We start from the raw sequence: 18,533 nt of genomic DNA, 5'->3' as shown, positions 1-18,533 counted from the left end.
GAATCAAATTCCAATAAAACCAGATCCGGAGCTTTGCCTGATGCCTGCCGAACTTCCCGAAATCGACTGCGACGTTCTGGTCGTCGGCTCCGGTGCCGCCGGTTTATCCACAGCGGTCACTGCCGCTTGGCACGGTCTGAAAATCATCGTCGTCGAGAAAGACCCGGTGTTTGGTGGTGCCACTGCGTGGTCCGGGGGCTGGGCATGGGTGCCGTGCAATCCGCTGGCCCGGCGCGCCGGCATCGTCGAAGACGTCGAGCAACCGCGCACGTACCTGCGCCATGAACTTGGCGAGCATTACGACCCGGCAATGGTCGACGCTTTCCTCACTGCCGCGCCACACATGGTGGCGTTCTTCGAACAGCACACCGCCCTGCAATTCGCCGATGGCAACGCCATTGCCGACATTCATGGCGATACACCCGGCGCCGGCACGGGCGGTCGCTCGGTGATCGCGGCGCCTTACGACGGACGACAAGTCGGACGCCTGCTCAAGCGCCTGCGTACAACCATGCGCGAAACGTCCTTCATGGGCATGCCAATCATGGCCGGCGCCGACCTTGCGGCGTTCCTCAATCTCAGCCGATCGCTGAAAGCCGCGTGGCATGTAACCCGGCGTTTTACCCGACACTTGCTCGATCTGGCGGTACACGGCAGGGCCATGCAATTGGTCAACGGTGTGGCGCTGGTTGCAAGGCTGGCGAAGTCCGCCGAGGACCTTGGCGTTTTGTTATGGGAGTCGGCACCCGTGACCGAACTACTGCGCGATGAAGCAGGGGTTTGCGGTGCAGTGGTCAGCAGCGCCAAAGGCCCGATCCGTATTCAGGCACGCAAAGCCGTGGTGCTCGCCGCCGGCGGTTTTGCCAACGACATCGAGCGGCGCAAGGCCTTGTTTCCGCGCACGCCCACGGGTCATGAACACTGGGCACTGCCACCGCTGGCGGTGAACGGCGACGGCCTGCGTCTGGGCGAAAGCGTCGGCGCCACGGTCAACACCGACCTGGCGTCGCCCGTGGCCTGGGCGCCGGTCTCGCAAGTGCCGCATGCCGACGGCAGCATCGGCCATTTCCCGCACATCATCGAACGCGGCAAACCGGGGATCATCGGCGTACTGCGCAACGGCCAGCGCTTCGTCAACGAAGCCAACGGTTACTACGACTACGTCAGCGCCATGGTTGCCGCCGCCCCTGAAGGCGAGGAAGTCGCCTCATGGCTGATCTGCAGCCGCGCCTTTCAACGGCGATATGGTCTGGGCATGTCGCGGCCATTTCCCGTTCAGGTGTCAGGGTTTATCCGCAGCGGCTATCTGAAAACCGGCAACACCCTTGAAGAATTGGCCAGCGCCTGCGGCATCGATCCCGTTGGATTACGTCACACGGTGGATCACTACAACCTGCAGGCTGGCCTTGGCGAAGACCCGTTGTTCGGTCGCGGTTCCACGCCCTACAACCGCAAGCAGGGCGATCCGGCGAACCTTCCCAACCCTTGCGTTGCCCCAATAGAGGCCGGCCCTTTTTATGCCGTGAAAGTGCAACCGGGCTGCTTCGGCACCTTCGCCGGGCTCAAGGTCAACCCGCAGGCGCAAGTGCTCGACGCCCATGCCCAGCCCATCGCCGGGCTCTACGCGGCTGGTGGCGACATGGCCAGCATCATGGGCGGGCACTATCCGGCGGGAGGGATCAACCTCGGCCCGGCGCTGACTTTCGGCTACATCGCCGCCCGGCATATCGCCGGCATTACTGCTTTCGAACAGGAGATCGACCATGCAGCACATCGTTAACGCCCAGGGTTTGAACATGCCGAAACTGGGCCTCGGCACCTGGCCGATGCTCGGCGACGAATGCACCCGTGCCGTCGAGCAGGCGCTGGAACTCGGCTACCGGCACATCGACACGGCAGCGGCCTACAACAACGAAGACGCGGTCGGACAAGCATTGGCGAACACACCGACACCCCGCGAGCAGATTCATGTCACCACCAAGGTCTGGTGGGACCAGTTGCAACCCGACGCCATGCGTCACTCGCTGGAACGAAGCCTCAAGGCTTTGCGCAGCGAGTACGTCGACCTGTTCATGATCCATTGGCCGAGCACTGACTGGGACCTGCCGCGCACCCTCGACACGTTGGCCTCCTTCAAGGAGCAAGGTCTGGCTCGCAACATCGGCGTGGCGAACTTTCCGCTGCCGCTGCTGCGCACAGTCGTCGAGGAATACGGCATCCCTCTGTCAGCGATCCAGGTCGAGTACCACGCCCTGCTCGGCCAGAACGCCCTGCTCGACTATGCGCGCCAACACGACCTGGCGCTGACCGCCTACACACCGCTGGCGCGCAACAAGGTCTCGGACATTGCGCAGATTCAGCAGATCGCGAAAAAACACGGCGTGCTGCCGACTCAGGTGGCATTGAAATGGCTGCTGGATCAGCCCAACGTCGCGGCGATTCCCAAGGCCAGCAGCCGCACCAATCAACTGGCGAACCTGGCTTCGCTGCAGGTTGAACTGGACGCTGAAGACCGCGCACTGATCGCCGCCCTGCCGAAGAATCAGCGTCAGGTCAGCCCGGATTTCGCCCCGGTGTGGGATGCCTTCGATCGCTAAGGCACAGCGCGCCGAGAGAAATCCGTCAACGGATTGAATTAGTCGCGCACGCGCTCGTCAATAACAGGCCCGCCCTCGTCACCCGAGGCCGGGCCTGTTTGCGTGCACGCCAATAGACGGACGACCGGACTGGCGCCACACTCACACACCGGCAACACTCATCACCACGTACAGAAAGAGGATTCCCACATGCTATGGAAAAAAGGCCGACGCAGTGACAACGTCGTCGATGCCCGTGGCGATGATAGCGGCGGCGGCGGTGGCATGCGGTTCGGTGGCGGCAAAGGCCTGAGCCTGGGGGCGATCCTGCTGATCGTCGGCATCGGCTGGATCACCGGCCAGGATCCGTTGCAGATCCTCGGCCAGCTCACCGGGCAAATGACCGAGCAATCGGCACCTGCCTCGACGCAAACCCGGCAGGCGCCTCCGGCCAACGACCAGCAGGCCGAATTCGTGCGTTCGATCCTCGGCGATACCGAGGACACCTGGGGCGCAATTTTCCAACAGGCTGGCCGCCAATATAAGGACCCGACCCTGGTGCTGTTCAGCAACCGGGTGAATTCCGCCTGCGGTCTGGCGACGTCGGCGACCGGCCCGTTCTACTGCCCGGCGGATCAGAAAGTCTATCTGGACATGGCCTTCTTCCAGGAAATGGCCCAGCGCTTCAAGGCTGCCGGCGACTTCGCCCAGGCCTACGTGATCGCGCACGAAGTCGGCCACCACGTGCAGACGCTGCTCGGCGTCTCGGCGAAAATTCAGGCCGCCCGTCAGCAGGGCAGGCAGATGGAAGGCGACGGCGGTTTGCTGGTGCGTCAGGAACTGCAGGCTGACTGCCTGGCCGGGGTCTGGGCCTACAACGCGCAGAAGCGTTTGAACTGGCTGGAGCCGGGCGATATTGAAGAAGCCTTGAACGCGGCCAACGCCATCGGTGATGATCGCCTGCAACAACAGGGTCAGGGCCGTGTGGTGCCGGACTCGTTTACCCATGGCACGTCGGCGCAAAGGGTGCGCTGGTTCAAAACCGGTTTCGCCCAGGGCCAGGTCGGCCAGTGCGATACCTTCGCGGCGAAAAATTTGTAAATGCGCAAATGGCTTCTGGCTTTACTGATCATCGGCGGCAGCGCGCACGCGGCGGGCGTCGATGCGATCAGCCCGGGGCGCCTGCAATTCGAGGCCGGCGAAATGGCCGTCGGCATCAGCCCGGCACCGGAGAAAATCGAACGGGTGCTGATCGTCATTCATGGTCGTCTGCGCAACGCAGAGACGTATCGCAAGAGTGCCGAGCGCGCCACCGAACTGGCCGGGCAAACCGCGCACACGCTGGTGATCGCGCCACAGTTTCTCAACGAAAGCGATGTCGCTTTGTACTCCCTGCCCAACACATTGCTGCGCTGGAAAGGTAACGAGTGGATGGGCGGCGGGTTATCCACAGGGCCGAAGCCGCTGAGTTCCTACGCCGCACTCGACGCTATCGTTGCCCGGGTCAGCGATCGCAAGCAGTTTCCGGACGTGCAGCAGATCGTGATTTTCGGCCATTCCGGTGGCGGCCAGGTGGTGCAGCGCTATGCCCTGCTGGCCAAGGAACAACCGGCGCTGAAGGCCAACGGCATTCGCCTGCGCTATGTGGTGGCCAATCCCTCGTCGTACGCTTATTTCAATGAACAGCGGCCGGTGGCGTTCGATCACGCACAGTGCCCGGGTTTCAATCGCTGGAAGTACGGTCTGGCAGACATGCCGGTGTACGCCGGTGGGCAAACGCCATTGCAGCTTGAGAGCAGCTACATCAAACGCGAAGTGATTTATCTGCTGGGGCAGCAGGATATAGACCCGCAACATCCGGCGCTGGACAAGAGTTGCGCCGCCGAGGCCCAGGGCGCGTATCGGCTGGAGCGCGGCAAGCTGTTTTTCGGCTACCTGCTGCGCCGGCATCCGGAAGGGGTCAATCAGCGGCTGGTTGAAGTGCCCGGGGTCGGGCATAACGGCGATGGGATGTTGACGTCGCCGGAGGGGCAGAAAGCTCTTTTTGAGCAGTAAGTTGTGCGGTGGCCGTTCTGGCCTCTTCGCGAGCAAGCTCGCTCCCACAGTTGGAATGCATTCCCCTGTGGGAGCGAGCTTGCTCGCGAAGGCAATCTGACAGGCACCGAAGATCTCAGACCGAAAGCATCCGCCGCAACTCGACACAATCCTGCGCATGCCAATCCGTCAGCTCCGGCCACGGATTGTCCGGCAGATTCACCAGCACCGTCCGCGCCCCGGCCGCTCGCCCGCAATCCAGGTCAAAGCGGTAATCCCCGACCATCACCATCTCACTTGCCGGCACGTTCCACGCCTCCGCCAGTTTCAGCAACCCGCCGGGATGCGGCTTCGGCGGTGCTTCATCGCGGCCCAACACATCGTCCACGGCGAAGCAGTCGGCCAAGCCAATGGCTTCAAGTGTCACATGCGCCAGCTCCCGTGCGTTGCGCGTCAGGATGCCCAGGCGATAGCCACGCCCGTGCAGATCACGCACCAGCTCCACTGCACCCGTCGCCGGTTTTGAACCCAGCGCCAGATCGCGCTCATGCTCCAGCAGCCAGGCATGTTTCGCCGCGGCTTCCTCGGCGGGAAGTGCCGCGAGGTGCGTAAGAATGTCGTCCTCGGGCGGAATCGCCAACGCCACACGGATCGCCGCAAAATCATGCACGGCGACGGTCAGGGTGCCGTCCATGTCGAACACCCAGTGCTTCACATCGCTCAGGCTCATGCCCAATCCTTGCGGTGCCGAATCAGGCCTTCCTGGGTCACCGACGCCACCAGTTGCCCGGCGCGGTTATACACGCTGCCACGGGAGAAACCCCGGGAATTGCCGGCCCACGGGCTGTCCATCGCATAGAGCAGCCAGTCATCGGCGCGCAGATCGTTGTGGAACCACAACGCGTGATCGAGGCTGGCGACCTGCATGTCCTTCTGCCAGACCGACTTGCCGTGCGGCAGCATCGACGTGGTCAGCAAACCGAAGTCCGAAGCGTAGGCCAGCAGGTATTTGTGCAGCGCCGGAATGTCGGCCAGCGCACCGTCGGCGCGGAACCACACGTACTTCACCGGATCGGCCGGTTGCGGGTTGTACGGATCTTTTTCGGTGACCGGGCGCACTTCGATCGGTTTCGGGCACAGCAGTTTTTCGCGCATGTGCTCGGGGATCAGGTGCGCGCGCTGCTGGGTCAGTTCCAGTTCCGACGGCAGGTTTTCCGGGCCGACCACCACCGGCATCTGGCTCTGGTGCTCGAAGCCTGCCTCGTCATATTGAAACGAAGCGCTGCAGGTGAAGATCGGATGGCCCTTCTGGATGGCCGTGACCCGGCGAGTACTGAAACTGCCGCCATCGCGCACGCGATCCACCGAATACACCACTGGCAACTTGGCGTCGCCCGGACGCAGGAAATAACCGTGCATCGAATGCACGTGGCGCGCCTCTTCAACCGTCTGACTGGCCGCCGACAGCGACTGACCGAGTACCTGACCACCGAACAACTGACGGAAACCCAAATCCTGGCTGCGGCCACGGAACAGGTTTTCCTCGATCGGCTCCAGGGTCAGCAGGTCGACCAGATCTTCCAACACTTGGCTCATTCAGACTCTCCTCACACAACGCTATGCCGCGCAGTCTTGGCTGCGGCGGCCCATTCAGGTTCTGGCGCGAGCCATTGTCGCGCCATTGTAAACGTCCGTGTCGGCTTAGCCATGCAAGGTCTGCAGCCATTGCTCCCTGGTAATTCGGTACAACAGATGCCGACGCAACGGGTGATCGACGGCAAGTTTGGGGTGATCGAAATCATCGGCCGGATCGTGCTGCATGCCAATCGCCTGCATGACTTTCTCCGACGGCAGATTGCTCTGCGCGGTGAAGGACACGATTTCCTTCAGCGACAATCGGTCAAAGCCGCAACGCAGAGCGGTCCACGCCGCTTCACTGGCATAGCCCAGGCCCCAGTGCTCCTTGGCGAGACGCCAGCCGATTTCCACCGCCGGGGTGAACGGCGCATCGAAGCCGACCACGCCGAGACCGGTAAAACCGATGAACTCGCGACTGTCCTTGCGCTCCAGCGCCCACAGGCCGTAACCGTGCTCGGCGAAATGCCCGCGCACCCGGCCGATCATCGAGGCACTTTCCAGACGGCTCAGGGGCTGTGGAAAGTAACGCATGACCTGCGGATCGGCACACATCGCCGCAAATGCCGGCAAATCCTCGTCCTGCCATTGGCGCATCAGTAATCGCGCACTTTCCAGTTGCAGTATCGGCTCCATCATGCCCCTCCGTTTCCATGCCGCAAGTCTACATCGCTGGTAGGATCGTTCACTCTTTCCATCGTTCCTGAATGAAGTTGCCATGCCCCTGCCGCTGATCTACCACGAAGACTACAGCCCCGAGTTTCCGGCGGATCACCGCTTTCCGATGGACAAGTTCCGTTTGCTGCGCGACCACCTGATCGACAGTGGCCTGACCCGCGACGCCGACCTGCTGCGTCCCGAAATCTGCCCCAACGACATCCTCGCCCTGGCGCATGACCGTCGCTATATCGAACGTTACATGAGCGGCGAGTTGTCCCGCGAAGACCAGCGGCGCCTCGGCCTGCCGTGGAACGAAGCCTTGGCGCGGCGCACGGTGCGGGCGGTCGGCGGCTCGATTCTGGCGGCGGAAAAAGCCCTTGAGCATGGTCTGGCCTGTCACCTCGCCGGCGGCACCCATCACGCCCACTACGACTACCCCGCCGGGTTCTGCATCTTCAACGACCTGGCGATCATCAGCCATTACCTGCTGCAAAGCGGTCGGGTGAACCGTGTGCTGATCTTCGATTGCGACGTGCATCAGGGCGACGGCACCGCGCGAATCCTCCACGACACGCCGGAGGCCATTACCGTTTCCCTGCACTGCGAGAAGAATTTTCCTGCACGCAAGGCCGAAAGCGACTGGGACATTCCGCTGCCCAACGGCATGGGTGATGCCGATTACCTGAAGGTGGTGGATGACACGCTCAACTATCTGCTGCCGCTGTATCAACCGGACCTGGTGCTGTACGACGCCGGGGTCGATGTGCACAAGGACGACGCCCTCGGTTATCTGCAACTGACCGACGAAGGCGTCGCCGCCCGCGATGAAAGCGTGATGCGCCATTGTCTGGGCCGCGACATCCCGGTGGTCGGCGTGATCGGCGGCGGCTACAGCAAGGATCGCCACGCCCTCGCCCGCCGCCACGGCATCCTGCATCACAGCGCGCAACGGGTCTGGACGTCACACGGTTGTCACTAAGCTGTGCTGCGTTACCCACAATGGCTGTGGAACGGCCTGTGGATAACCTGAGCGAAAGGCACTACAGCCCACACCGGCTATGACGTCCAATGCACTGATCAATTTTCAACCAGATTCTGGAATTCACCTTCGATCACCTTGTAGGAGCTGCCGCAGGCTGCGATCTTTTGATCTTTGTTTTCTCAAGGCCAAGATCAAAAGATCGCAGCCTGCGGCAGCTCCTACACGGATCCCGGCTGTTAGAATGCGCGCCTCATCCCGCCATACCGCAGCGCACGCCATGACCCAGACCTCCGCCCCCCTCCCCGCTCACGTCGCCATCATCGGCGGTGGCCCCGCCGGCCTGATGGCCGCCGAAGTGCTGAGCCAGGCCGGCGTGCGCGTCGATCTGTACGACGGCATGCCATCGGTGGGGCGCAAGTTCCTGCTGGCCGGGGTCGGCGGCATGAACATCACCCATTCCGAGCCTTACCCGGCGTTCCTCGCGCGCTACGCCGAACGCGCACCACAGATCGCGCCCTTGCTGCGCGGCTTCGACGCCGACGCGTTGTGCCGCTGGATTCATGAGCTGGGCATCGAGACCTTCATCGGCAGCTCCGGCCGGGTGTTCCCCACCGACATGAAAGCCGCCCCGCTGTTGCGCGCCTGGCTCAAACGCCTGCGCGACAGCGGCGTGGTTATCCACACCCGCCATCGCTGGCTCGGTTGGGATGCACACGGCGCACTGCGTATCACCAGCCCCGACGGCGAAATCACCGTCAGACCCGACGCCACCCTGCTCGCCCTCGGTGGCGGCAGTTGGTCGCGACTGGGTTCGGATGGCGCGTGGATGCTGCCCCTGGAACAAAAAGGCGTAGGACTGGCGCCGTTGCAGCCGAGCAATTGTGGCTTCGAAGTGCAGGCCTGGAGCGAGTTCCTTGTCAGCAAATTCGCCGGCTCACCGCTGAAAAATGTCGCCATCGGTTTGAACGACGATATCCCGCGCTTGGGCGAATGCGTGATTACCGCAACCGGGGCCGAAGGCAGCCTGATCTATGCGCTGTCGGCACCGATTCGCGAGGCGATCAATACGCAGGGTTCAGCCACGGTGCACATCGATCTGTTGCCCGGCCGACCTGTGGATAAATTGCAGGCAGCGTTGAGCAAACCGCGCGGTTCGCGTTCGATGGCCAAGCATCTGCACAGTCAGGTCGGGATTGATGGGGTGAAAGCGGCGTTGTTGCGTGAATTGACTGACGCGGCAACCTTCGCCGATCCGGCGTTGCTGGCGCGGGCGATCAAGGCGTTACCGCTGAAGTTGGTGAAAGCGCGGCCGCTGGACGAAGCCATCAGCAGTGCCGGTGGCGTGACATTTGAAGCGCTGGATGAGCGCTTGATGCTCAAGGCGTCGCCGGGAGTGTTCTGTGCGGGGGAAATGCTCGATTGGGAAGCGCCGACCGGTGGCTATCTGCTGACCGGGTGTTTTGCCAGCGGGCGGGCGGCGGGGATTGGAATGTTGCAGTGGCTCAAGTCCGAGGTGCCTGCCTGAACCCTCACCCCAACCCTCTCCCCGAGGGAGAGGGAGCCGACCGAGGTGTCTGGCGTAACACATCGACCTGAAAGACCGAGTCGATTGTGGATTCACAGCAGCAGAATCAGGTCGGCGTAGAATTCAAGCATCCCCCAATCAGTCCCCTCTCCCTCCGGGAGAGGGTTAGGGTGAGGGGCTTTTGGCTTTAAGGCTTGCGCTTACGCGGCCCGGTATTGAACGCCGGCACTTTACGCACAGGCTTGATCGAAGGCTCCGGCGCCTGAGTCTCACCGCTGTCGACCCACTTGCCCAGATTGCGCTTGCCGCCACCGCCGCCGGACGTCTTCGGCTTTTTAGGTTTCTTCGGCTTCTTGATCACCTGACCACTGGCGTCGGTATCCGGCACGCGGTGCTCGGGTTCGAAGTCCGGTTCGTTGTGGCGCTTCAAGGTCTGACGCGTGAGCATCTCGATCGCCGACAGCAGATTCACTTCATCGGCACACACCAGCGAAATCGCCTCGCCGGTCGCACCGGCACGGCCGGTACGACCAATGCGGTGAATGTAATCCTCGGCGACGATCGGCAGGTCGAAGTTGACCACCAGCGGCAGGTCTTCGATGTCCAGCCCCCGAGCCGCGACGTCGGTCGCCACCAGAATCTGCACTTCGCTGAGTTTGAAACGATCCAGTGCACGCTGACGGGTGGCCTGCGGCTTGTCGCCGTGGATGCCGTCGGCATTTACACCGAGGCCCTGGAGTTTTTCCACCAGCGCATCCACGCCGTTGCGGGTCTTGGCGAACACCAGCACCTGCTTCCACTTGTTCTTGCGCATCAGGTGCACGAACAGTTCCGGCTTGCGCTTCTTGTCCACCGTCACCACCCACTGTTTGACGGTGTTGGCTGCGACGTTGCGCGGGCTGACTTCGACGCTCAGCGGATCGTTGAGCATCTGCCCGGCCAGCAGGCGGATGTCATCGGAGAAAGTCGCGGAGAACAGCAGCGTCTGACGCTTCTTCGGCAGCATGCGGTAAATGTTCGCCAGTTCTTCGGAGAAGCCCAGGTCGAGCATGCGGTCGGCTTCGTCGAGCACCAGAGTTTGTAACTGATCGAGTTTCAACGCGTTCTGGCGGAACAGGTCGATCAGGCGACCCGGCGTGGCGACCAGCACATCAACGCCGCCGCGCAGCTTCATCATCTGCGGGTTGATGCTGACGCCGCCGTACACCGCATACGTGCGTAATGGCAGGTTTTCAGCGTATTGGCGCACCGACTCATGAACCTGCTCCGCCAGCTCGCGGGTCGGCACCAGAATCAGCGCACGCACCGAGTTGGCGGTGACTTTCGGCCCTTCCATCGCCAGCAGTTGCAGCAGCGGCAAGGCGAAACCGGCGGTCTTGCCGGTGCCGGTCTGGGCCGCAGCCATCAGGTCGCGACCGGCCAGCACGGCCGGAATGGCTTGCGCCTGGACCGGCGTTGGAGTCTGGTAGCCGAGCGTCTCAAGGGAGCGCAGCAAGGGTTCGATCAGGCCAAGGGTGGCGAAAGTCATGGGAGTACCGTAGGAAAAATCAGCGCGGTTGCGCAAAACAAGGGTGCAATGGCGCGCAGTTTACCCTAATTCACACGCTGTTCTGCTCCGACGGCGGTGTTCGCCGGCTCCACGACGAGCGGCTGCGCCGGCCGCCGCCATTGCGGTAGACCGATCAGCACCACGGCGCTGATGATCACCAGCATCGCCAGCGCTTCTTCCATGCCAATGGTCTCGCCGACAAACACGATCCCCAGCAACACCGCCACCGCCGGGTTGACGTAGGCATAACTGGTGGCCGCCGCCGGACGCACGTGCTTGAGCAGGTACATGTAGGAATTGAAGGCAATGATCGAACCGAAGAAGATCAGGTAGCCCAGGGCCAGCCAGCCTTCCACCGGCGGCAATGCTTGCAGGTGTTCGCCGCTGACCGCGCTACCGATCAGCAGCACCACGCCGCCCACCAGCATCTCCACGGCACTGGCCATCGCTCCCTGCGGCAAGGGCAGATGTTTGCTCCACACCGAACCGAACGCCCAGGTCGCCGCCGCAAAAATCAGCAGCGCCGCACCCAGCGGGCTCGATTGCAGATTGGAACCCATGTTGAGCATGGCGATGCCGACAATTCCCAACGCCACCCCGGCCCATTCGAGGCGCGTATTGCGCGCGCCCCAGAAATACCCGAAGAGCAACGTGAACAACGGCACTGTCGCCACCGCCAGTGCCGCCACGCCGGACGCCACGCCGGTGTGCTCGGCGACACTGACCGCGCCGTTACCGAAACTGAGCAGTAGAATCCCGATGATCCCCGCCGCTTTCCACTGTGCCCAGGTCGGCGCCGGCGCCCCGCGCCAGCGCAGGAAGGCGTACATCAGGCTGCCGGCAATCACGAAGCGCACTCCGCCGAGCATCAGCGGCGGCCAGTATTCGACGCCGAGGCGGATCACCAGATAAGTCGATCCCCAAATCACATACAGCGCGAAAAACGCGGCGATCAACGGCAAGGAAAAACGGCGCAAGGCAGGCATGGGCAGCTCGACAGTCAGAGGCAGGGTGTGAATTATTCTAGAAAGGCCCGCGAGCAAAAATAAGCTACAAAACCTGTTTATCACGCCGGTACACTTTTGAAACAACGGAGATCGACGGGCTAAACCGTGATTTCGAAAGTCTGGCAATTTCAGGAGTCCGGCCTTGGACAAATACGACCGCATGCTGCTCAGCGCCCTGTTGGAAAACGGTCGCGCGTCCTACGCCGACCTGGCGCGCAAAGTGAACCTGTCCGCCCCCGCCGTGGCCGAGCGCGTGGCCAAGCTTGAAGCGGCCGGGGTGATCACCGGGTATCAGGCGAACATCGACCTGTCGAAAATCGGCTTGCCGATCCAGTGCATGATCGAATTGCGCCTGCACCAGAACGGCAGCCAGAAGGTCTACGACGAACTGGTAAAAATCCCGCAACTCACCGAGTGCTTTCGAGTGACCGGCGATCCGTGCGTGATGATGAAGGGTGCGGTGGGGTCGATGACGGAGCTGGAAGAGTTGATCAATCGGGTGGCGAAGTTTGGCTTCAGCAAGACGTCGATTGTGTTGTCGAGCGCGATCGAGAAGCGTGTGCCGTTGAGCCACATCGAAGGCAACGGCAAATAATCAGCCCCACCGAAACGCCCCTGTAGGAGCTGCCGAAGGCTGCGATCTTTTGATCTTGCTTCTAAAAATCAAAGTCAAAAGATCGCAGCCTTCGGCAGCTCCTACAGTGATTTTTAGCGTTTTCGGGATCAGCGGTAGCGCTGCAGGTGCTCGCTGACTTTGGCCGCCGGGACTTTCTGCAGTTTGCACAGCAGGTCGTGATTCAGCTCCCGCACCCCATGCTTCTGCCGCAACTCATCCGCCAGATGCGCCAGCAAATTCGCCGCCATCTCCGCATCCGCCATCGCCCTGTGCGCCTGGCCAGTGTGCGGCAGGCGGGCGAACGTGGTGAGGGTGCCGAGCTTGTGATTCGGCGCCGCTGGCATCAGGCGGCGGGCCAGCAGCAGCGAACAGGCGAAGTTCTGCAATCGGGTGCGTTTGATTCGCCCCAGTTCGAAGTCCCAGAACTTCTGGTCGAACGAGGCGTTGTGCGCGACCAGCGGCGTGCAGCCGACGAACTCGTTGACCTCTTCCATGACCTTTTCCGCCGAGGGTGCGGTGCGCAGCATGGCGTTGCTGATGCCGGTCAGTTGTTCGATGAACGCGGGAACGCGCACGCCGGCGTTCATCAGGCTCTGGTAACGCTCGACGATACGGCCGTTTTCCAGCATGACCACGGCAATTTCCGTGGCGCGGCAGCTGCTGTTCGGCGACAGGCCGGTGGTTTCAAAGTCGATGACTGCAATGCGTTCCAAACCGGGTTCAACTCCGTACAAAAATCAATTTTTGAGCAACAGTGCGCCTTCGATCGGTACGTAACGGCTGGCGGCGCGGATCAGCGAGTTGGCGGTCAGGCCGGGCACGCCATAGGCCACTGCCTGCACGCCGTGCTTGCTGATGATGCGTTCGAGCAGCATGTCGAAGTCGCCGTCACCGGAGGCCAGGACGATTTCGTCGACGTGGTCGGCGGCGTCCATGATGTCGAGGGTGATGCCCACGTCCCAGTCGCCCTTGGCCGAGCCATCGCTGCGCTGGATGTAGGGTTTGAGTTTCACGGTGAAACCGAGGTTGCGCAGGATCTGCTGGAACTGCTGCTGTTTGCTGTCGCCGCGATCAATGGCGTAGGCATAGGCCTCGACGATCTGCCCCTGCTTGCTGATGTCAGCCCACAGCGCGGCGTAGTTGAAATGGCAACCATAGGCCTGACGCACGGTGTAGTAGAGGTTCTGCACATCGGCGAACACTGCGATTTTTTTCACCGGGATTCCTGTGAGCGCATAGCGCACGAAGCGGGATCAGGCGCCGGGCCCGAAAAAGGCGCTCAGTATGCCAGTAAAAAGCAGTGTGGCGAGGGAGCTTGTCGAATCGTCGCACCGTCCCGCTGGGTTGCGCAGCGACCCTGTCTTTTAAAAGAAGGGCCTGCTGCGCAGTCCAGCGGGAGCAAGCTCCCTCGCCACAAGGTTCGATGCCTGACCGTTAGTCAGACGAACGAATCATCGTCATCGAAGAACGACGAATTGTCATCGCTGTAGTCAGTGTCGGTGAATCCGCCTTGATCATTGCCAGAGAAACCGTTATCGGCCACACGCTGGTCATTGCCCCAGTCGTTGCCGCTCTGGTCAGCCACTTGCGCCGGCTCTTCCTTGATCACTTCAACGATTTCTTCAGGCTGCTGGTTGTGATGGAACAGGCTGCTGATGCCCTGCGCCAGCATTACGCCACCGGCCACGCCAGCCGCGGTTTTCAGGGCGCCGCCGAGGAAGCTGCTGCCCGCGGCCGGGGCTGCTTGCTGCGCATAGTTGGGCGGTGGCGCGGCATAGTTCTGTTGTGGCGCTGGCGCACCGAAGTTCTGCTGCGGTGCGGGTTCACGCCAGCCACCGGTGGACGCCGGAGCGCTCTGGGTCGGCGCCGGGCGCGAACTGCCGCCGAAGATGCTCGACAGGAAACCACCGCCGCCGCTTGGCGCCGGGGCCGCGCTCTGGGACTTGGCCGCTTGCAGTTCAGCCTGCAATTGCTGGACTTGTTGGGTCAGTTGCTTGTTCTGTTCGTCGAGGCTCTTGATGGCCGCCTCTTGCACCAGAATCGCCTGGGTCATGAAATAACCTGCCGCCGGCTGGCGGGTCAGGTGTTCCTTGATCCGCGCCTCGGCCTGGGCGTCGCGCGGGGCTGCCTCCGTTTCGGCCTGTTGCAGCCGGGAAAACAGTCCATCGATCAGGGTTTGCTCTTCGCTGTTCATGGCGACCTCGTAGATTGCCGGGGATAACGTTGCCCGTGTCCACGGTGGACATGGCGCACCTCTGTAATGGAGGCAGTGACAGGATGTTTCAACGACCTTTACCGAATGTTTACGTTTGTGTCGGCCCGCCCATCATCGGTTAAAGTGAGCCACTGTTTTCGACCTGCGATACCGACTGATGAATGCCTTCGATGTACTGCGCGACTCTGTGTATTTTTTCAAACGCCACCTGGGCAGCATCGTGCAGTTGTGCCTGCCGCTGGTGATCTTCGAAGCGGCGTTGCAGCAAGTGGTGGATCACGTCACCGACCCGGACAGTTTCTCCGCCGCCAGCGTGGTCGTCGGTCTGCTGGTGTATCCGCTGTACACCGCCGCGCTGATCCTGTTCCTCGATGCTCGCACCCGTGGCGAAGCCCCGCGCAACCTCGATCTGCTGGCGATGTCCGCGCGCCTGTGGCCGCGTTTCGCCCTGCTCACGGCGCTCAATACCTTGCTGATTCTGCTGGGGCTGTCGCTGTATTTCCTGCCGGGCCTGATGCTGATGGTCATGCTCGCATTCGCTGAATACCTGTTGGTGTTGCGCGGCATGGGGCCGTTGCAGGCGATGAAGGAAAGTCTGCGCCTGACTCGTGGGCATTTCTGGCGGATCCTGCTGTGCATTCTGTGTGTGATGGGGCCGTTGTGGCTGCTCAAGGGCGCGACCCTGGCGGCGTACCCCGACCCGCAGAATCCGCTGATCGCGGTACTGATCGACAGCGCGCACAGCTTCCTGCAGCTGTTCACCAGCGTGGTGCTGTTCCGCCTGTTCATGCTGATCAGCGAATTGCCTGACAAACGTGACGGAGCGGTCTGACTTCACGGCCCTTGGGCCAAGGCTCTGCGGTCAGGTATGCTCGGAGCCACTTTTGTAACGCGATAAGCCGAGCCATGCCCCGTCTACTGCGCTACACCCTGTTGTTGATTGCGCTCGCCATCGCCCTGATTGGCGGGCTGCTCTACAGCCTGACCTGGCGCCCCGGCGCGCGGGAAACCCTGCCCGTTACCTGCAGCGGTACGCCGCCGACCCTGGTGCCCGGGCAAGCGCTGAAAGTCATGACCTGGAACGTGCAGTACCTCGCGGGCAAGCGCTACGTGTTCTGGAACGATCTGGCCCAGGGCACCGATGAAGCGCCCACCCCGGAAGACATGGCCTTCAGCCTCGACGAAGTGGCGCGGGTGATTCGCGACGAGCAGCCCGACGTGGTGTTGTTGCAGGAGCTGGATGACGGTGCCAAGGCCAGTGACTATCAGAATCAGCTCAAATTGCTGCAGGAACGGGTGGCAGACCTCTACCCCTGCAGCACCCACGCCTTCGACTGGAAGGCCGATTTTGTCCCCGACCCGCACATCTTCGGCAGCGTTGGCCGGCAACTGGCGACCCTCAGCCGTTATCGCATCGAACACGCCGAACGCCTGCAATTGCCGGTGCCCCCGGCGAATTTCATCGCCCGCCAGTTCGAACCCAAGGACGCCCTGCTCGCCACCAAGCTGCCGCTGAGCGACGGCGGGCAACTGACGGTGTTCAACACCCATCTGGACCGCGCCAGCCAACCGGACGAGACCTTGCAGGCACAAGTGACGGCGGTGGCCAAGGTGCTCGACAAGTACGAAAGCCAGGGCCTGCCATGGCTGATCGGCGGTGACTTCAACCTGTTGCCACTGGGCCAGTATCAGCGCCTGCCCGCCGAGCAGCGCACGCCCTACTCGATCGACAGCGCGCTGCATCTGTTGTGGGACAAGTACCCGATGATCCCGACCAACAACGAAGCCAGCGGCATCGACCGCGCCCACTGGCTGACCCACTACCCCAACGACCCCGGCCTGAATGGCCCGGATCGCACCGTCGACTACCTGTTCTACAGCCCGAAGATCAAACGGGTCGAAGCGAGGGTGCGCCAGGACGATACCTTGCGCATTTCCGATCACTTGCCGGTGATTGCGCGGTTCCTGCTGCCCGCCACCCCCTGATCACCAATTACCCCCTGTAGGAGCTGCCGAAGACTGCGATCTTTTGATCTTGATCTTAAAAAACCAGAATCAAAAGATCGCAGCCTTCGGCAGCTCCTACAGGGGTTCAGGTGATCAATGGACTTCCTCGAGGTCGTCATGCAGCAAGCCGAAAATCTCGCGCTTCATCTCGATAAACGAACGCTCCATGACCATGTCCAGTGAGCGCGGACGTTCGATCGGCACGTCGAGGATCTGCTTGATCCTCCCCGGTTTGGCGCCCATCACATAGACCCGGTCGCCAAGCAGGATCGCCTCGTCGATATCGTGGGTGACGAATAGCACGGTCTTCTTGCTGTTGCCCCAGACCCGCAGCAGCAACTGCTGCATCTGCAAACGGGTCTGGCTGTCGAGCGCGCCGAACGGTTCGTCCATCAGCAGGATCTGCGGATCATTGGCCAGCGCCCGGGCAATCGCCACGCGCTGCATCATGCCGCCCGAGAGTTGCTTGGCATAGCTGTCGGCGAAGCCGCTGAGGCCGACCTCATTGACGTAGTAATCGACAATTTCCTTGCGCCGCGCCGCCGGCATGCCGCGCCGCTTGAGGCCGAACTCGACGTTCTGCCGCACCGTCAGCCACGGAAACAGCGTGTAGCTCTGGAACACCATTCCGCGATCAGCACCCGGACCCTGCACTTGCTGACCGCCGACGTAGATCTCGCCGGAGGTCGGCTCGGCGAGGCCGGCAGTCAGGTACAACAGACTCGACTTGCCGCAGCCCGACGGCCCGACCAGCACCGCGAACTGCTGATCCGGCACCTCGAACGACACCTGTTCCAGTGCGGTAAACGTGCCGCCGTCGGGCTTTCTGTAGCGCAGGCTGACCTTGTCCACTTGCAGGCGCGGCGCGGCTTGCGGCGCAGCAGCGCGCGGTTCGGCGAAACGATGATTGGCGGCAGTTACTGAGCCCATGCGGCAACCCTCAAGCGGAGAAAGCGGAACAGTTGATCGGTGACCAGACCCAGCAGGCCGATGATCGCGATGGCGAGGAAAATCACGTCAACCTGGAAACCGCGCATGGCTTTCAGGCTCAGGTAACCGAGGCCACTCGACGCCGCGACCAGTTCGGCCACCACCAGATAGGTCCAGGCCCAGCCCATGGTCACGCGCAAGGTGTCGAGCACACCGGGCACCGAGGCCGGGGCGATCACATGCAACACCGCGTCGCGGCGATTGGAGCCGAGGGTGTAGGAGGCGTTGATCAGGTCCTTGGAAATGCCTTTGGACACGTCAGCGATCATCACCAGTTGCTGGAAGAACACACCGAAGATGATCACCGACACCCGCTGCTCCAGACCAATGCCGATCCACAGAATGAACAGCGGTACGAACGAGGTCACCGGCAGGTAGCGAATGAAATTGACCAGCGGTTCGAGGAACGCCTGGACGATGCGAAAGCTGCCCATCAACAAGCCCAGCGGCACCGCCACCAGCGACGACACGATGAAGCCGACCATCACCACTTCGACACTGGCCCACACGTGGGTGCCGAGAGTACCGTCGCGACTCAGACGCACCGCCGCTTCAACCACCGCGCCGGGCGTGGGCAAAAACATCCCCGGGACGATGCCGCCGTAGGACAGCCCGGCCCACAGTCCGACCAACAACACCCAGGCCAGGCCGCTGGCGCTCCACACCACTGGCACCGGCAAACCGGTCTTGGGCGTCAGGCAGCGGCTCAGCCACGATTTGCGCTTGAACATGCTGAC

19 protein-coding genes are annotated in these 18,533 nt (G+C 62.2%); 9 read left to right on the top strand and 10 right to left on the bottom strand.

The window, feature by feature from the left end; translation table 11 throughout:
- Positions 1 to 40 precede the first annotated feature (40 nt).
- The 4 genes from ACU680_RS21285 (at position 41) to ACU680_RS21270 (ending at position 4,631) form a co-directional block, all read left to right on the top strand.
- Entirely contained in the window at positions 41 to 1,780 is a 1,740-nt protein-coding gene (locus ACU680_RS21285) for an FAD-dependent oxidoreductase (protein WP_448180442.1), read from the top strand.
- Positions 1,764 to 2,597, top strand: a complete 834-nt coding sequence (locus ACU680_RS21280; protein WP_448180441.1) for an aldo/keto reductase — start codon at positions 1,764 to 1,766, stop codon at positions 2,595 to 2,597. Before ACU680_RS21285 ends, ACU680_RS21280 begins: the two co-directional genes overlap by 17 nt.
- Positions 2,598 to 2,786: 189 nt before the next feature.
- Positions 2,787 to 3,677 carry a KPN_02809 family neutral zinc metallopeptidase gene (gene ypfJ, locus ACU680_RS21275; RefSeq protein WP_448180440.1) on the top strand — a complete coding sequence of 297 codons (891 nt, stop codon included), beginning with the start codon at positions 2,787 to 2,789 and terminating at the stop codon, positions 3,675 to 3,677.
- Positions 3,678 to 4,631: an alpha/beta fold hydrolase gene (locus ACU680_RS21270; protein WP_448180439.1), complete on the top strand. Its 954-nt coding sequence runs from the start codon at positions 3,678 to 3,680 to the stop codon at positions 4,629 to 4,631. It begins immediately after the preceding gene.
- 115 nt (positions 4,632 to 4,746) lie between these two features.
- Here ACU680_RS21270 and ACU680_RS21265 read toward each other — a convergent pair whose 3' ends face one another.
- The 3 genes from ACU680_RS21265 to ACU680_RS21255 form a co-directional block, all read right to left on the bottom strand.
- The gene (locus tag ACU680_RS21265; protein ID WP_448180438.1) at positions 4,747 to 5,340 is read right to left on the bottom strand and encodes an HAD family hydrolase; all 594 of its coding nucleotides are present in this window, start codon (positions 5,338 to 5,340) and stop codon (positions 4,747 to 4,749) included.
- Positions 5,337 to 6,206 (bottom strand): acyl-CoA thioesterase II, encoded by an 870-nt coding sequence (gene tesB / locus ACU680_RS21260; protein ID WP_003228466.1) that lies wholly within the window; start codon positions 6,204 to 6,206, stop codon positions 5,337 to 5,339. The genes ACU680_RS21265 and tesB overlap by 4 nt, the downstream gene beginning before the upstream one ends.
- Positions 6,207 to 6,311: 105 nt before the next feature.
- Positions 6,312 to 6,881, bottom strand: a complete 570-nt coding sequence (locus ACU680_RS21255; protein ID WP_448180508.1) for a GNAT family N-acetyltransferase — start codon at positions 6,879 to 6,881, stop codon at positions 6,312 to 6,314.
- Between the two features lie 82 nt (positions 6,882 to 6,963).
- Between ACU680_RS21255 and ACU680_RS21250 the strand changes: the two genes are divergently transcribed.
- Both ACU680_RS21250 and ACU680_RS21245 read left to right on the top strand, forming a co-directional pair.
- Positions 6,964 to 7,884, top strand: coding sequence for a histone deacetylase family protein (locus ACU680_RS21250; protein WP_329695815.1), 921 nt, complete (start codon positions 6,964 to 6,966; stop codon positions 7,882 to 7,884).
- 280 nt (positions 7,885 to 8,164) lie between these two features.
- The gene (locus ACU680_RS21245) at positions 8,165 to 9,412 is read left to right on the top strand and encodes a TIGR03862 family flavoprotein (RefSeq protein ID WP_448180437.1); all 1,248 of its coding nucleotides are present in this window, start codon (positions 8,165 to 8,167) and stop codon (positions 9,410 to 9,412) included.
- Positions 9,413 to 9,599: 187 nt separating this feature from the next.
- Here ACU680_RS21245 and rhlE1 read toward each other — a convergent pair whose 3' ends face one another.
- Positions 9,600 to 10,940, bottom strand: a complete 1,341-nt coding sequence (rhlE1, locus tag ACU680_RS21240; RefSeq protein ID WP_448180436.1) for an RNA helicase RhlE1 — start codon at positions 10,938 to 10,940, stop codon at positions 9,600 to 9,602.
- A gap of 65 nt (positions 10,941 to 11,005) precedes the next feature.
- Positions 11,006 to 11,947 (bottom strand): drug/metabolite exporter YedA, encoded by a 942-nt coding sequence (gene yedA, locus ACU680_RS21235; protein ID WP_367085815.1) that lies wholly within the window; start codon positions 11,945 to 11,947, stop codon positions 11,006 to 11,008.
- Between the two features lie 163 nt (positions 11,948 to 12,110).
- On the opposite strand from yedA, the gene ACU680_RS21230 reads away from it, so the two are divergent.
- Complete coding sequence (locus ACU680_RS21230) at positions 12,111 to 12,563, top strand: Lrp/AsnC family transcriptional regulator (RefSeq protein ID WP_095139246.1); 453 nt, start codon at positions 12,111 to 12,113, stop codon at positions 12,561 to 12,563.
- A 128-nt stretch (positions 12,564 to 12,691) separates the two neighbouring features.
- Here ACU680_RS21230 and ACU680_RS21225 read toward each other — a convergent pair whose 3' ends face one another.
- The 3 genes from ACU680_RS21225 to ACU680_RS21215 form a co-directional block, all read right to left on the bottom strand.
- A complete protein-coding gene (locus ACU680_RS21225) occupies positions 12,692 to 13,297 on the bottom strand; it encodes a 3'-5' exonuclease (RefSeq protein ID WP_448180435.1) in 606 nt (201 codons plus the stop codon).
- A 24-nt stretch (positions 13,298 to 13,321) separates the two neighbouring features.
- Positions 13,322 to 13,801, bottom strand: coding sequence for a LabA-like NYN domain-containing protein (locus tag ACU680_RS21220; RefSeq protein ID WP_007963710.1), 480 nt, complete (start codon positions 13,799 to 13,801; stop codon positions 13,322 to 13,324).
- Positions 13,802 to 14,022: 221 nt separating this feature from the next.
- Positions 14,023 to 14,778, bottom strand: a complete 756-nt coding sequence (locus tag ACU680_RS21215; protein WP_448180434.1) for a DUF2076 domain-containing protein — start codon at positions 14,776 to 14,778, stop codon at positions 14,023 to 14,025.
- 178 nt (positions 14,779 to 14,956) lie between these two features.
- Here ACU680_RS21215 and ACU680_RS21210 point away from each other — a divergent pair, with 178 nt between their 5' ends.
- Both ACU680_RS21210 and ACU680_RS21205 read left to right on the top strand, forming a co-directional pair.
- The gene (locus tag ACU680_RS21210; protein WP_448180433.1) at positions 14,957 to 15,631 is read left to right on the top strand and encodes a YciC family protein; all 675 of its coding nucleotides are present in this window, start codon (positions 14,957 to 14,959) and stop codon (positions 15,629 to 15,631) included.
- A 74-nt stretch (positions 15,632 to 15,705) separates the two neighbouring features.
- Positions 15,706 to 16,785 carry an endonuclease/exonuclease/phosphatase family protein gene (locus tag ACU680_RS21205; RefSeq protein WP_448180432.1) on the top strand — a complete coding sequence of 360 codons (1,080 nt, stop codon included), beginning with the start codon at positions 15,706 to 15,708 and terminating at the stop codon, positions 16,783 to 16,785.
- A gap of 114 nt (positions 16,786 to 16,899) precedes the next feature.
- On the opposite strand, the gene ACU680_RS21200 is transcribed toward ACU680_RS21205, so the two are convergent.
- Together ACU680_RS21200 and ACU680_RS21195 are read right to left on the bottom strand one after the other, a co-directional pair.
- Complete coding sequence (locus ACU680_RS21200; RefSeq protein WP_448180431.1) at positions 16,900 to 17,736, bottom strand: ABC transporter ATP-binding protein; 837 nt, start codon at positions 17,734 to 17,736, stop codon at positions 16,900 to 16,902.
- The gene (locus ACU680_RS21195; protein ID WP_108590011.1) at positions 17,724 to 18,527 is read right to left on the bottom strand and encodes an ABC transporter permease; all 804 of its coding nucleotides are present in this window, start codon (positions 18,525 to 18,527) and stop codon (positions 17,724 to 17,726) included. Before ACU680_RS21195 ends, ACU680_RS21200 begins: the two co-directional genes overlap by 13 nt.
- Between the last annotated feature and the right edge of the window lie 6 nt (positions 18,528 to 18,533).

The organism is Pseudomonas sp. LF020 (assembly GCF_053456425.1).
The sequence above is the reverse complement of the archived record's forward strand: the minus strand, read 5'-3'. Positions and strand labels throughout refer to the sequence as shown.

Excerpts from the sequence above, each read along its gene's own strand:
- ACU680_RS21285 (WP_448180442.1), top strand. The coding sequence starts at position 41 with ATGCCTGCCGAACTTCCCGAAATCGACTGCGACGTTCTGGTCGTCGGC.
- ACU680_RS21280 (WP_448180441.1), top strand. The coding sequence starts at position 1,764 with ATGCAGCACATCGTTAACGCCCAGGGTTTGAACATGCCGAAACTGGGC.
- ypfJ (WP_448180440.1), top strand. The coding sequence starts at position 2,787 with ATGCTATGGAAAAAAGGCCGACGCAGTGACAACGTCGTCGATGCCCGT.
- ACU680_RS21270 (WP_448180439.1), top strand. The coding sequence starts at position 3,678 with ATGCGCAAATGGCTTCTGGCTTTACTGATCATCGGCGGCAGCGCGCAC.
- ACU680_RS21265 (WP_448180438.1), bottom strand. The coding sequence starts at position 5,340 with ATGAGCCTGAGCGATGTGAAGCACTGGGTGTTCGACATGGACGGCACC.
- tesB (WP_003228466.1), bottom strand. The coding sequence starts at position 6,206 with ATGAGCCAAGTGTTGGAAGATCTGGTCGACCTGCTGACCCTGGAGCCG.
- ACU680_RS21255 (WP_448180508.1), bottom strand. The coding sequence starts at position 6,881 with ATGGAGCCGATACTGCAACTGGAAAGTGCGCGATTACTGATGCGCCAA.
- ACU680_RS21250 (WP_329695815.1), top strand. The coding sequence starts at position 6,964 with ATGCCCCTGCCGCTGATCTACCACGAAGACTACAGCCCCGAGTTTCCG.
- ACU680_RS21245 (WP_448180437.1), top strand. The coding sequence starts at position 8,165 with ATGACCCAGACCTCCGCCCCCCTCCCCGCTCACGTCGCCATCATCGGC.
- rhlE1 (WP_448180436.1), bottom strand. The coding sequence starts at position 10,940 with ATGACTTTCGCCACCCTTGGCCTGATCGAACCCTTGCTGCGCTCCCTT.
- yedA (WP_367085815.1), bottom strand. The coding sequence starts at position 11,947 with ATGCCTGCCTTGCGCCGTTTTTCCTTGCCGTTGATCGCCGCGTTTTTC.
- ACU680_RS21215 (WP_448180434.1), bottom strand. The coding sequence starts at position 14,778 with ATGAACAGCGAAGAGCAAACCCTGATCGATGGACTGTTTTCCCGGCTG.
- ACU680_RS21210 (WP_448180433.1), top strand. The coding sequence starts at position 14,957 with ATGAATGCCTTCGATGTACTGCGCGACTCTGTGTATTTTTTCAAACGC.
- ACU680_RS21205 (WP_448180432.1), top strand. The coding sequence starts at position 15,706 with ATGCCCCGTCTACTGCGCTACACCCTGTTGTTGATTGCGCTCGCCATC.
- ACU680_RS21200 (WP_448180431.1), bottom strand. The coding sequence starts at position 17,736 with ATGGGCTCAGTAACTGCCGCCAATCATCGTTTCGCCGAACCGCGCGCT.
- ACU680_RS21195 (WP_108590011.1), bottom strand. The coding sequence starts at position 18,527 with ATGTTCAAGCGCAAATCGTGGCTGAGCCGCTGCCTGACGCCCAAGACC.